Origin of the sequence: Lysobacter changpingensis (genome assembly GCF_017308985.1) — a bacterium.
Lineage (GTDB): Bacteria > Pseudomonadota > Gammaproteobacteria > Xanthomonadales > Xanthomonadaceae > Lysobacter_J > Lysobacter_J changpingensis.
Map to the genome: position 1 here is coordinate 908,332 of NZ_JADWPE010000003.1, position 12,300 is coordinate 920,631.

Below are 12,300 nucleotides of genomic sequence, written 5' to 3' on the forward strand. Positions count from 1 at the left end.
TTCAACTGGCCAACCGTGGCGGCGTCGCTGTCGTCCACGCCGTCCGCAACGTGGACGATGCGACGATGTTGCCGAACTTCGGCGCATCGGCCATCTGGATCTTGATTTCACCGGTCGTCGCATCGGCAACGGTCTTGATGTTGTTGCCCGAGAACGTGCCGGCCGTCGAAGCCAGGCCCGAGATCTTCAGCGTGTCGCCGAGCTTGCGCGACACGTCCGTGCCGCTGTTGCCGGAGAACTTCAGCGGGTTGGCGGCAACGCCATCGATGCGGTCGTCCAGCGCGTTGATCGCGCCGCCCACGGTCGCGATGCCCGTGGTGCTGCCCACGTCGTAGCTCGGAGCCTTGATCGTGCCGTCGGTGTTGACCGCAGCGCCGCCGCCCATCGCGGTGGTGATGCCCTTGAGCTGGCTGACGTTCACCGCATCGGTGTCGGCCGTGCCCTTGGCCAGGTTGATGATCTGGCGCTCGCCGCCGACCTTGCCCACCGACACGCTGTTGGCGCGGTCGGCCACGGAGTTGTGGCCCAGGGCGACGCTCTCCGACGCGCTCGCCGTGGCATGGCTGCCCAGCGCAACGCCGTACGCGCCGCTGGCGAGCGAGTTCTCGCCCAGCGCCGTGCCGGCCGTACCGGTCACCTTCGACGAGATACCCATTGCCGTGGCGTAGGTGACGGTCGAGGTATCGGCACCGTTACCGATGGCCACCGACTTGTCGGACGACTTCGAGTCGCCGCCGATGGCGATGGAGTTGTTCGAACCGGTGACGTTCTGCGCGTTGTTGCCCATCGCGATGCTGGCGGCGCCCACGGCCTTCGCACCACCGCCGATGGCGACGGACTCGCTGCCGCTCGCCGACGAATCGGCGGCAGTGGAGTTGGTGTGGAAGTACTTGATGCCACCACCGTTGGTGATGTTGGTGACGGTGCTGTTCACGCCGTCGATGCGGTCGTCCAGCGCGTTGATCGCGCCGCCCACCGTCGCGATGCCGGTGGTGCTGCCCACGTCGTAGCTCGGGGCCTTGATGGTGCCGTCGGTGTTGACCGCAGCGCCGCCGCCCAGCGCCGTCGTCACGCCCTTGAGCTGGCTGACGTTCACCGCGTCGGTGTCGGCCGTGCCCTTGGCCATGTTGATGATCTGGCGTTCGCCGCCCGACTTGCCCACCGAAACCGTGTTGTTGCGGTTGGCCGCCGTCGGACGCATGCGTCTGCAATGCCGTGGGCGTGACGTAGACCATCGCCTCGAGACGATCGCCGCGACCGAACGGGTTGTTGATGCCGCCGACCAGCCCGATGCGGCGCTCGCCCGCTTCGACCGACCCGGCGTTGTCGCCGGTGACCATGCCGTAGAGCGACGGTCCGCCCGCGACGGTCACGGTGACGAGCGTGCCGCCGGGATACTTGCCCGGCGCGAGCGTCGCATCGACGCGACCGACGCCCGGCAGCTCGCGTAGCAGGCGAATGCGCGCGTCGATGTCGCGCAGCCTGGGATCGGCCACGCCCGTGCCGCGCAGGATCGCCTCGATGCGCGCGGTATCCACCTGCGAAGCGTTCTCGACGACGACGCGTTCCACGCGGCCGCGCACGATCTGGAATCGCACGACGCCGTTCTTCTCGATCGTCTGTTGCGGAAGCAGCACGCGTACCAGCGATTCGCCGTCGTGATACAGCAGTTCGGTCAACTCGGCGCGCATGACCTGCAGCGCGCTCATGGTCGTCTCGCGACCGCGCAGCGGCGCGATGTACGCGTCCACGCGCGCGCGTTCCTCTGGCGTCATCCCGCCGTCGAACGCGAAGTCGCGCACCGGGAAACGGAGTTCACCCTCATCGTCCGCCTGCCCGGCTTCGCTGTTCGTCGTGCTGGGCGGCGCGTTCTCCCCGGACGTTCCGAACGTGCGCGTGAGGCCGGGATTCTGGCGCAGCAGTCCGCCCGAGGTGACGCCATGCTCGGCAGCCTGCGCATGCGAGTGCAGCACGGCGAGGGTCAGCAACGACAGACAGGAAATGGCCGGACGCGGGAACGCGGAAGCGGAGGAACTATTCACGACTGGATCGAACCTTCAGCCCGGGCGCGATGCGCCGGGCCGCGAAAAAGTGGGGGAGTTGGCGCGGCACGAGGCCGGCCCATGACACGAAAAAAGGGAGGAAGGCGCGAACGCCCTCCTCCCATCCGCCCACGCACGAAGCGCGGGCGTCACGCAAACGCTGGCGATGAACCGCCGGCGATGCGCATTACTTCACGGCGACGAACATCATTTCGCCGTTGACCCACACGCTCGTGTACGGCACGCCCGGCACCATCTGCGCCAGCGTCACGTACTCGCCGGTCGGCTGCGGAGCCGGCTGCGGGGCCGGCTGCGGAGCGGGCTGCGGCTGCGGGTAGACCGGCTCCGGCTGCGTCATCACGATGTTGCCAGCCGTGTTCTTCGCATTGGCCGGAACGCTGACGCGACGCGCGGTCAGCTTGCCGTTCAGGGTGACGTCGCCGCCGTTGAGCACGATCTCGTTGCCGGCCGTGTTGGTGGCCGACTTGATCGTCGTGCCGGACATGCGCACGTCGCCCGCCGCCGTCGTGGTCGACGTGGTCTGGTCGATGGTCGCGGCGTTCAGCGTGACGCTTCCCTGCGTGCTGGACAGGTTGCCCTTCTGCGTCAGCGTGGTGGTGGCCTGCGCGTCGATGCTGCCGACCGAGGTCACCGGAGCGGCCAGCGCGACGGCACCGCCGTTGGCGTTCACGCGCACGGAGTGTGCGTCGATGGCGCCGTTGGCGGTGACGTTGGTCGCGTTGAGGTCGACCGTGCCGTACTTCGACTGCACCAGCTTCGACGTGGTCAGGTTGCCCTTGCCCACGTTGACCTGGACCAGGCCGTCGCCCGAGACCGCACCGTTGAGGTTCACGCTGCCCGCGGCGTTGTCGACGACGACCTGCGAGGCCTTGATGTCGCCCAGGTTGAACGCGAGCGGCACGCCCTGCGCCGGAGCGCGGAACTCGGCGCGCTGCGCGGCCGTCGTGCCGACGCCGGCGGCGTGGTAGATCGCGCCGCCGGTTTCCATCACGTTGCCCATCTGGCTGGCGACGTTGGCTTCCTGGCGGACGCCGGTCTTGCCACCGCCCAGCACGACGTCGTACTTGCCGGTGACCGGCGCGTAGACTTCGACCGCATCGGCGCTGAAGGTGACGCTGTTGCCGTTGACCGCACCGCGCGTGACGACCCTCGACGCGCCGGTGCTGCCGTAGGCAGCGCCGGTGGCGGTGAGGTTGACGGCGCCGGCTTCGGAAGCGACCGACTTGGCAGCGGTAATGGCGCCACCGCGACCGGTGGTCACGTCGACGCCGTACTTGCCCTTGACGTCGCCGTTCAGCGCGACGGTCTTGCCCACGATGCGGACCTGCTGGGCATCGATCGTCGAAGCGGCGACCGAACCGGTGTCCTGGTTCGCCGTCAGTTCGACCGCGCCACCGCTGGTGACCACGCCGGCGGCCTGCTGGATGCTGGCACCGTTGATGGACACGCGGCCGGTGCCGGACACGTTCGCGTTCTGCACGACGCTGCTGTTGCCGTACACGTTGACGTCGCGCGCGGCGACGACCGGCGCGTTCACCACGACCTTGTCGCCGGCCAGCGTGACCGTGTTGGCGGTGTAGGCGGCGTTGGAGGTGACGGTCTTGCCGACCGCGTTGAGCGCGACGTCCGAGGCCTGCAGCTGGGTCAGCGGCTCGACGACGATGTTGCCGCCCTTGCTGCCCGAGATGCGCGGCATGGTCTCGATGTTGATGCGGTTGTCGGCGGTCATCTTCCCGCCCAGGCTGACCTGGCCGTCGGCATCCGAACGCAGCTCGATCGAACCGCCGGCGCCCGTGGTGGCGCGACGCGCTTCGATGGTGCCGGTGCTGCGCACGGCGTTGCGCAGGACGTCGCCCGTCGCGGCGGCGGTCAGGCGGACGTCGCCGCCCCTGGAGACGATCACGCCGCCGTTGTCGATCAGCGCGTTCACTTCCGGTGCGCCCAGGGCGACCGAGAAGCCGGAGTTGGTCAGCGTGACGGTCGCGGTGTCGGCGGCGCCGAGCGTCACGTCGCCGGTGGCGTTGATCGTGCCCTTGTTCAGCACCTGGCTGCCCAGCAGGGCGACCTGGCGGGCGTTGATCTTGCCCTGGTTGACGACCGAGGCGTTCGCCGCGTTCGAGGTCAGGTCCAGCACGCGCTGCGTGCCGGCCAGACGACCGCCGGCCATGAACTGCTGCGCGTTGATGTCGAGCGTGGAGGCGACCAGGCTGTCGGCGTTGACGACGGCCGAGGAACCGAACATCACGCCCGCCGGGTTGACGACGTACACGCGGCCGTTGGCGTTCAGCGCGCCCTGGATGTCGGTGGCCTTGACCGGGCCGACGACGCGGTTGAGCACGGCCGACGAAGCGGTCGGCTGGTTGAAGGTGACCGACTGGCCCTGGGCGATGTCGAAGTTGTTCCAGTTCACGACCATCTTGTCGCTGGACTGGGTGACGGTGGTCGCGGCGCCGGAGGTGGCGATGCGGCCGGTGCCGTTGACGACGACGCCGCCGTCCGCGGCCCATGCGCTGCCGACGCAGCCCATCGCCACGGCGAGGACGGTCGGCTTGAGGACGCGCAGCGCCTGTTGCGACGCCGACAGGGTGCCGGCTTCGTATCGTGCTTCGAATTGGTTCATGCGAACTCTCTTTACTTTGTGGGGTGTTGCAACCCGGCATCGTTCGATGCCGGGCAGTTTCCGGGCGGATGATCCGCGGCCCGGCCGCGGTTCCCGGAAGCGCGCGACCGATGGTGCAACTCGGTTTTGCGGAGCCGGCGGGCGAATGTAGGTGCGCCCCTACCCACGAACCATGAGATTCTTCTGAATAAATAGGGCCGGTTAACGAAGTGGGCGTTCCACCGGCGCGTACGCATCAAAAAGCCGCGCGTTGCGCGGCTTTTCGACGAACCCACCGGAACGGTCGCGTCATCGTCGTCGTTCCACCAGCGACACCGGCAGCGATGCACCTGCGCCCGACATGGCACCGGCCCCTTGCGCGCCGTCGTTGCAGTGCTGCATCGGCCACACGCGCGCCAGGCGCATGCGGATCACGCAACCCAGCGCGATCCAGCGGTCGAACCGCGCTTCCGCGTGCGATGCCGCGCCGCGTTCCGGCGAGATGCCGCGCCGCGAGGAACCGCGCGGGATGGCCAGCGAGGCACGCCGCGCGGCCGGCGTGCGCATCGCGATCGCCGTCTCGCGGGCGTCGGCCACGTCGCGCTCGTCGCGAACCGCATGCACGCGCACCGGGGGGAGGTCGTGGATGCGCGGCGCCTGCATCGCGACGGCATCGCCGCCGTCGCGTTCGACCGTGGCGTACACGCGCACGGTGGGCAGGTCGAAGGTGCGGATCGCGGGTGCAGTCGTGATCGTCGCGTCGCTCGCAGCGGCGGTACGCGTGGCGATGGAATGGGTCGCCGCGACCATCGCCAGCGCGGCCATCAGGGTCATCGTTCTCATCTGGGCAAGTCCTGTAGTGCGGCGGGCCGCATGCGGTCGCCGTGTGGGGCATTCGGATCAATCGGGGAATGGGGCTATCGAATCAGTCGTCGGGCACGATCGACATCAGCGCGGCATCGAAGCGCATCCGTTGCGCCGGCGTCGCCAGTTCGGACAGCACCTGCACGAAGCGCGGATGCCGCGCGCCGGACGCGATGTACTGCCAGCGGTACGCGCGCCGCAGCACATCGAGCACGACCCGCTGCTGGCGCATCCCGAACGGACGTCCGCACGCGGCGACGAAGTACGCCGCGTCCGCATCGGCCTGCGCGCGCAGGATGTCGTCCACCGCGCCCAGCAGCGCGATCACGTCGTCCACCGCCGCGTCGCGTTCGCCGCCATCGACGCGTGCGTTCTCCGCGCGCCACTCCAGCTCGTCGACGACGGAGTGCTGGCACTCTTCGCGGAAGTGGAACAGGAACACGTCCTTCCACAACGGGCACAGCTCCTGGCTGGGCGCGATGCTTTCCTCGTAATGGCGCTGCACGAACAGCTCGATCATGAAGATCAGCGCCAGCACCGCCCAGCTGCGGCGTTCCAGCACGAACATCGCCACCGCGTTCGCCTCGGCCATCTTCGCGTGGCCGGCGGGCATGCGCGCGTCGAGCATCGCTTCCAGCCGACGGAACAGTTCCTGGTGCTTGATCTCCTCGTCCGAGAAGCGCACCAGCGCTTCCAGCGCGTTCTGGTCGCCGAGCCAGTGCTGCCCCGAGGTCTGCAGCATCTTCGCGCCGATGAAGCGCTCGCACAGGCCGAACATCCACGCATACGTGCGTCCCTGCACCTGGCTGAAGAGCCGGCGTTCGGCCTCGTCGAGGAAGTCGATGCGTTCCACGAGCGACAGCCCGGCCGGCAGGAACGTGCGGTCGAAATCGAACTCGCGACCGCGGATCACGTCGGCGTCGATCTCCCAGCGCACGCGCCTGGACACTTCGACGCAGCGCGCGTATCGGGCGCTTTCGCCGGACGCGACGTTGGCATTCCATTGCGGGGCTCGGCTCGGGGCAGTTGCGAGGTTCATGCAGGACTCCGGTGATGCGTCATGGCGGCGTCACGCCGGCGCCATGGTGGGATCGAGGACCGACTTCACTTCGGCGACGCGGTTGGCGGGGAAGCCGGAACGCTTCGCGTGTTCATGGATGAGCGATTCGTCGCGCGCCAGGTACACGCAGTAGGTCTTGTCGGCGGTGACGTAGGAATGCAGCCACTGGATGTCGGTGCCGAGTTCGTCGAGCACGCCGTTGGATTGCAGCGCCACGCCGCACAGCGCCTCCACCGGTTGCGCACCGATGCCCTGGATCTCGCGTTCGATCACGTATTTCTTGAACATGACGATTCCCTCCGTTGCGTGCGCCCGTTCGCGGGCGCGGGATGCCGGCGCGATGCCGGCGAAACTCAGGGCCTCGACGCGAGCACGTTCGCGCCGTAGGCATGCAGCTGGCCGTGGAACTTGCGGGCCAGGTCGGTACCCGCGAAGCACTCGAAGCGTTCGGTGATCCGCGCGTCGTGCAGGCCACAACCGGTGAGCAGGTCGACCAGCGCGCCTTCGGTCAGCGCACCGCCGATGCACGAGGCCCACAGGTCGGCGCTCGCGCGCGCGGCCTGCGCCAGTTCGCGATCGAGCACCACGTCGGCCAGGAACAGGCGGCCGCCGGGCCGCAGCACGCGGACGATCTCGCCGATCACGCGCGGCTTGTCGGGCGCGAGGTTCAGCACGCCGTTGGAGATCACCACGTCGACGCTGGCGTCATCCGCCGGCAGGTCCTCGAACGTGCCTTCGTGCAGGCGCACGCGATCGAGCAGGCCCGCCTGCGCGGCGGCACGCAGCGCGCTGGCGCGCATGCCCGGCGTGAGGTCGACGCCGGTCGCCCGGCCCTGCGGACCGGCGGCCTTCGCCGCCAGCAGCAGGTCCATGCCGGCGCCGCAGGCGTGGTCGAGGATCACCGCCCCGGCAGGAATCGTGCCGATGCGCAGCGGATTGCCCACGCCCGAGAAACGCTCGGTGCACGCGGCGGGCAGCGCCGCGAGTTCAGCCGCGTCGTAACGGAGCTGTTCGACCGCGTAGGCCGCGCCGGTGCGGAAGTGGAAACCGCTCGCAGGCGCCCTCGCGACGCGCTCGTACGTCGCACGCACCTGCCGGTTCAGGTGGATCGTGTCCAGCACGAGCGGGCAACGGCTCATCTTGGCCTCTCTTCGCCGGCGCACCGCCGGCATGGGGCCAATCTAATGACGGCCGGTAACGGCCCGATGTCGCGTGATGATGGATTTGTATCGGTTGGTAACAGCGCGGGAAACTACCGGAGGGGAGCCATGGCCGCGTCGCGCGCCCACGCTCCCCCCTCGTTTCCGGAGGTGAAGCCATGGCCCACACGCCCTGTGTCCTGGTGGTCGACGACGACCGTTCCACGCGGGAGATGCTGCTGGAGGCGCTCGCCACCCACGGCTTCCGCGCGCTTGAGGCCGCCGACGGCGAGGACATGCGTCGCGAACTCCAGCGCGAGGCGCCGGACCTGGTGCTGCTCGACCTGCGCCTTCCCGGCGAGGACGGCCTCACCCTGGCGCGTTACCTGCGCGAACGCTACGACGTCGGCATCATCATGGTGACCGGCTCGGGCGATGTGATCGACCGCATCGTCGGCCTGGAGATCGGCGCCGACGATTACGTCGCCAAACCGTTCGATCCACGCGAACTGCTGGCACGCGTGAAAAGCGTGCTGCGCCGCATCCAGGCGCGTCCAGACGCCGCGCCGACGGGCGAGCGCAATGCGCGACGGGTTCCGTTCGGACGCTGCACGCTCGACCTCGACGCGCACCAGCTGTTCGACGCCGACGGCACCGAAGTGATGGTCACGCACATGGAATTCGACCTGCTGCGCGTGCTGCACGAACACGCGGGGAAGGCGCTCTCGCGCGACCAGATCCTCACGTTGACGAAGAACCGTGAGTGGGAGCCGTTCGACCGCTCGATCGACATCCGCATCGCGCGGTTGCGGCGGAAGGTGGAAGCGGACCCGGACAATCCGCGGGCGATCAGGACGGTGCGGGGCGTGGGATACATGTTCGTGCCTTGAAGGCAGCGAAGCATTCAAGCCCCTCTCCTTCCGGAGAGGGGCGCAAAGCGCAGGAAGAGGAGCACAAGTTCCGACGTTCCCGACCTTTTTGTTTCAACCCTGTAACACCGCCTCCCCACCGGGAAACGCCCACCTATACTCGCCCCACCCGCCCCCACGGGATTCGCCGATGAACACCGGCAACGCCACGCCGCAGGTCGACCCCTCCCCCGTCGACGACCGCGAGCGCGCACTGCGCGAAAGCGAACTTCGCCTGCAACAGGTGCTCGACAACACCTCTGCGGCGGTGTTCGCGAAGGACCGGGCCGGGCGCTACCTGTTCGTCAACCGCGAGTTCGAACGCCTCACCGGCCGCGACGCCGACGCGCTCATCGGCCGCAACGACCGCGACATCTTCCCGCCCGACATGGCCGCCGCGCTGCGCCGCAACGACATGCGCGTGCTGCTGGAGGCGCGCGCGATGGAGTTCGAGGAGAGCGGCGTCTTCGCCGGCGAACAACGCACGTTCCTGTCGGCGAAGTTCCCGCTGCTCGACATCGACCAGGTGCCCTACGCGGTGTGCGGCATCGCCACCGACATCACGCTGCGCAAGCAGGTGGAAACCGCGCTGAGCAGCTCCGCGCTCGCCGTGTCGCGCGCGTACGGCCGCGATCTGTTCGTCGAACTGTCGCGTTACCTGGCGGCCATCCTCGACGTGGACGTCGCGTTCATCGCGCAGATCCGCGAGGACCAGCCGACGATGATGCACATCCTCGCCTTCGTCGCCGACGACAAACCGCGCGAGCATTTCGATTACGCGATCGCCAACACCGCCTGCGACACCGTGGTGGGACATGGCTTTCGCCTGTATCCCGCCGGCCTGAGCTCGCTGTTCCCGCTGGACGACGACTTCATCGAGATGGGCGCCGAAAGCTATGCCGGCTTTCCGCTCAACGATGCGCAGGGCCGTCCGCTGGGGATCATCTCGATCGTCTCGCGCCGTCCGCTGGAGCAGCCGGAATTCATCGAGTCGGTGATGAAGATCTTCGCCGTGCGCGCCGCCGCCGAGATCGAACGCCAGCGCGCCGAGGACGCCGCGCATCGCAACGCCGAGCACCTGCGCGCGACCGTGAACGCGGCGCTGGACTGCATCATCGCGATGGACGAACACGGCACCATCGTGAAGTTCAACCCGGCCGCGGAAGCCTGCTTCGGCATTCGCGAAGGCGATGCGCTCGGACGATCGCTCGCCGACACGATCATCCCCGAACGTTTCCGCGAGCGGCATCAGTTCGGGTTGAAGCTGTACCTCGAAGGCGGCCCGGGGCCCGTGCTGAAGAAGCGGCTCGAAGTCACCGCGCAGCGCGCCGACGGCACCGAATTCCCGGCCGAGCTCGCCGTCGGCGTGGACGACAGTCCGTCCGGCAAGGTCTTCATCGGCTACCTGCGCGACATCACCGAGCGCACCGAAGCCGAGCAGCGCCGCCGGCGCCTGGAAGCGCAACTGCTGCAGGCGAAGAAGATGGAGGCGCTGGGCCATCTGACCGGCGGCATCGCGCACGACTTCAACAACCTGCTGGCGAGCATCATGGGCTACGTCGCGCTCGCGCATGAGCGCAGCGACGACCGTGGCGACGAGCGTCTGTCCGGCTATCTCGACCAGGCACTGCAATCGTGCGAGCGCGCGCGCGATCTCATCCAGCAGATGCTGATGTTCAGCCGGGGCCAGAAGGGCCAGGCGCAGGCGATCGACGTGGCCGCCTGCATCGAGCAGAACCTCGCGGTGCTGCGCCCGACGCTCGCCGACGGCGTCGCCATCGAACAGGAGGTTCAGTCCGGCACGTGCGCGGTGCAGTTCGATCCGGTGCAACTCGGACAGGTGCTGCTGAACCTGTGCGTGAATGCGTGCGACGCGATGCAGGGCGAAGGTCGTCTTCGTCTTGCGCTGCGCGAGACGCGCATCGACGCGGCTGAATGCGCCGCCTGCCGGCAGCCGGTGGACGGCGCGTTCGTGGAACTGCGCATCGCCGACACCGGGCCGGGGATCGAGCCGGCGGTGCTCGAACGCATGTTCGACCCGTTCTTCTCCACGAAACCGCCCGGAAAAGGCGCCGGCATGGGCCTGGCGACGGTGCACGGCATCGTGCACGAGCACGGTGGCCATCTGCTGGTGGACACGGCGCCCGGACGCGGCACGTCGTTCCGCGTGCTGTTGCCCGCCTGCGCGGAAGCGGCGCGGCCGACGCCGTCGCGGCGGCGTTCCGACCGCCCCGGCGCGACGCGACGCGAAGGACGCGTGCTGGTGGTCGACGACGAGCACAGCGTCGGCGAGTTCATGTGCGAACTGCTGTCGAACTGGGGCCTGGAAGCGGACTTCGTATCAACGCCCGAACTCGCGCTAGCCCGCGTACGCGAATCGCCGCAGCACTACCGCCTGCTCATCACCGATCATTCGATGCCGTCGATGACGGGCGTGCAGCTCGCGCAGGCGCTGGAGCCGGTCGCGCCGCGTCTTCCCGTGCTGCTGTACACGGGGCTGGCCGATCGCATCCGCGAAACCTCGCTGCCCGCGAACATGCTGCGCACCGTGCTGCGCAAGCCGATCGACCACGGGCAGCTGTCGCGCATCGTGAACGACGTGCTCGTGGAACATCGCGCTGCGGATCGCGCGGCGCCATAGAGCGGCTTGATCGTTTTCCGCGTGCGGCGCCGCGCGCCGGGTGACCTTGCGATGAACCGTGGCGCCTTCCAACGCGCAGCGACATCAAAAAATGACACTGCCGTTACGCCGTCGTGCGGCACGATGCGCGCTGGTCCGGCTCGGCGCCCGCGTTCATGAAACCCAGTGTGTTGATGGTCGAGGACGAGGCGTACCTGGCGATGGCGCTGGAGGACCTGCTCACCGACGCCGGCTACCGCGTCCTCGGTGCCGCGCGGCTGTCCGATGCGCTGGAGATCGCCGACCACGAACGCGTCGACGTCGCGCTGCTCGATGTGAACCTGCATGGCGAGGCGGTGTATCCGCTGGCGAACCGCCTGCGCGAGTGCGGCGTTCCGTTTGCGTTCGCCACCGCGTATTCGAAGGACAAGCTCCCGCAGGATTTCCACGACTGCGAACTCGTGCGCAAGCCGTATACCTCGGAGCGCATCATCGAGGCGGTGGAGTCGATGGTGGAGCGGGCGCGACCGCATTGAGGCGGAGCGATGCTGGCAACGCACGCCTCCTCGTCGGTGGACCACTCTCACCGTCATTGCAGCCTTTGTAGGCTCGTAGCCTTGTGGCCTTTGTAGCCCGGGTAAGCGAAGCGCACCCGGGGCGGGCCGGCCGCCTCTCCTCCCCGGGTGCGCTTACCCGGGCTACAGAAGCCATCGTCGTCCGGGAACACCGTGATCCCGAGAGGATCGTCACCCCGGCGAAGGCCGGAATCCAGGCCTGCAATGTGCGGACACTCCGTTAGCGGCGAACCGATATCACCGCCATTCCAGCGAAAGCTGGAACCCATTTGCTGTTGCTTCTGACGCGCATCCCGGGTGCGCTTCGCTTACCCGGGCTACAAAAGCAGTTGCTGTTGCTTTGGTTATTTTTCTTGTGCGAGCAAAGAGAAGTGCCTCCGGGCGCCGCGGGCGATCGGAAGCTTGTCCGGTGAGTCCTTGCTTCTCGAAGGAGTGCCCGAACGCCAATGGCCCGGAGCCCGGCGTTCGCTGG

Annotated in this window: 11 protein-coding genes and 1 pseudogene; 5 read left to right on the top strand and 7 right to left on the bottom strand. The window is 68.3% G+C overall.

Going from position 1 to position 12,300, the window contains the following annotated elements; all coding sequences use genetic code 11:
* Nucleotide 1: 1 nt before the first annotated feature.
* Complete coding sequence (locus tag I4U41_RS11115; RefSeq protein WP_206861629.1) at nt 2-1,126, bottom strand: YadA family autotransporter adhesin; 1,125 nt, start codon at nt 1,124-1,126, stop codon at nt 2-4.
* On the opposite strand from I4U41_RS11115, the gene I4U41_RS11120 reads away from it, so the two are divergent.
* Entirely contained in the window at nt 1,125-1,451 is a 327-nt protein-coding gene (locus I4U41_RS11120; protein WP_206861670.1) for a hypothetical protein, read from the top strand. The genes I4U41_RS11115 and I4U41_RS11120 overlap by 2 nt on opposite strands.
* 19 nt (nt 1,452-1,470) lie before the next feature.
* The gene (locus tag I4U41_RS11125; protein ID WP_206861671.1) at nt 1,471-1,662 is read left to right on the top strand and encodes a hypothetical protein; all 192 of its coding nucleotides are present in this window, start codon (nt 1,471-1,473) and stop codon (nt 1,660-1,662) included.
* Here I4U41_RS11125 and I4U41_RS18660 read toward each other — a convergent pair.
* The 6 genes and pseudogenes from I4U41_RS18660 to I4U41_RS11150 form a co-directional block, all read right to left on the bottom strand.
* Nucleotides 1,635-1,775 (bottom strand): annotated as a pseudogene (locus tag I4U41_RS18660) (hypothetical protein); the annotation flags it as partial. The gene I4U41_RS11125 and the pseudogene I4U41_RS18660 sit on opposite strands and share 28 nt — an antisense overlap.
* A gap of 454 nt (nt 1,776-2,229) precedes the next feature.
* On the bottom strand, nt 2,230-4,683 hold the full coding sequence (locus I4U41_RS11130) for a two-partner secretion domain-containing protein (protein WP_206861178.1): 2,454 nt from the start codon (nt 4,681-4,683) through the stop codon (nt 2,230-2,232).
* A 288-nt stretch (nt 4,684-4,971) separates the two neighbouring features.
* The gene (locus I4U41_RS11135; RefSeq protein ID WP_206861179.1) at nt 4,972-5,505 is read right to left on the bottom strand and encodes a hypothetical protein; all 534 of its coding nucleotides are present in this window, start codon (nt 5,503-5,505) and stop codon (nt 4,972-4,974) included.
* A gap of 82 nt (nt 5,506-5,587) precedes the next feature.
* A complete protein-coding gene (locus tag I4U41_RS11140) occupies nt 5,588-6,565 on the bottom strand; it encodes a hypothetical protein (protein WP_206861180.1) in 978 nt (325 codons plus the stop codon).
* 30 nt (nt 6,566-6,595) lie between these two features.
* Nucleotides 6,596-6,874 carry a DUF4242 domain-containing protein gene (locus I4U41_RS11145; protein WP_206861181.1) on the bottom strand — a complete coding sequence of 93 codons (279 nt, stop codon included), beginning with the start codon at nt 6,872-6,874 and terminating at the stop codon, nt 6,596-6,598.
* 65 nt (nt 6,875-6,939) lie between these two features.
* A complete protein-coding gene (locus I4U41_RS11150) occupies nt 6,940-7,725 on the bottom strand; it encodes a methyltransferase domain-containing protein (protein ID WP_206861182.1) in 786 nt (261 codons plus the stop codon).
* 179 nt (nt 7,726-7,904) lie between these two features.
* On the opposite strand from I4U41_RS11150, the gene I4U41_RS11155 reads away from it, so the two are divergent.
* From I4U41_RS11155 to I4U41_RS11165, 3 genes are all read left to right on the top strand, one after another.
* Entirely contained in the window at nt 7,905-8,615 is a 711-nt protein-coding gene (locus I4U41_RS11155; protein ID WP_206861183.1) for a response regulator, read from the top strand.
* A 169-nt stretch (nt 8,616-8,784) separates the two neighbouring features.
* A complete protein-coding gene (locus tag I4U41_RS11160) occupies nt 8,785-11,274 on the top strand; it encodes a PAS domain S-box protein (protein WP_206861184.1) in 2,490 nt (829 codons plus the stop codon).
* A 155-nt stretch (nt 11,275-11,429) separates the two neighbouring features.
* On the top strand, nt 11,430-11,789 hold the full coding sequence (locus I4U41_RS11165) for a response regulator (protein WP_206861185.1): 360 nt from the start codon (nt 11,430-11,432) through the stop codon (nt 11,787-11,789).
* Nucleotides 11,790-12,300 lie beyond the last annotated feature (511 nt).

Excerpts from the sequence above, each read along its gene's own strand:
- I4U41_RS11125 (WP_206861671.1), top strand. The coding sequence starts at position 1,471 with ATGTCGCGCAGCCTGGGATCGGCCACGCCCGTGCCGCGCAGGATCGCC.
- I4U41_RS11135 (WP_206861179.1), bottom strand. The coding sequence starts at position 5,505 with ATGAGAACGATGACCCTGATGGCCGCGCTGGCGATGGTCGCGGCGACC.
- I4U41_RS11115 (WP_206861629.1), bottom strand. The coding sequence starts at position 1,126 with ATGGCCAAGGGCACGGCCGACACCGACGCGGTGAACGTCAGCCAGCTC.
- I4U41_RS11145 (WP_206861181.1), bottom strand. The coding sequence starts at position 6,874 with ATGTTCAAGAAATACGTGATCGAACGCGAGATCCAGGGCATCGGTGCG.
- I4U41_RS11160 (WP_206861184.1), top strand. The coding sequence starts at position 8,785 with ATGAACACCGGCAACGCCACGCCGCAGGTCGACCCCTCCCCCGTCGAC.
- I4U41_RS11155 (WP_206861183.1), top strand. The coding sequence starts at position 7,905 with ATGGCCCACACGCCCTGTGTCCTGGTGGTCGACGACGACCGTTCCACG.
- I4U41_RS11150 (WP_206861182.1), bottom strand. The coding sequence starts at position 7,725 with ATGAGCCGTTGCCCGCTCGTGCTGGACACGATCCACCTGAACCGGCAG.
- I4U41_RS11120 (WP_206861670.1), top strand. The coding sequence starts at position 1,125 with ATGTTGATGATCTGGCGTTCGCCGCCCGACTTGCCCACCGAAACCGTG.
- I4U41_RS11130 (WP_206861178.1), bottom strand. The coding sequence starts at position 4,683 with ATGAACCAATTCGAAGCACGATACGAAGCCGGCACCCTGTCGGCGTCG.
- I4U41_RS11165 (WP_206861185.1), top strand. The coding sequence starts at position 11,430 with ATGAAACCCAGTGTGTTGATGGTCGAGGACGAGGCGTACCTGGCGATG.
- I4U41_RS11140 (WP_206861180.1), bottom strand. The coding sequence starts at position 6,565 with ATGAACCTCGCAACTGCCCCGAGCCGAGCCCCGCAATGGAATGCCAAC.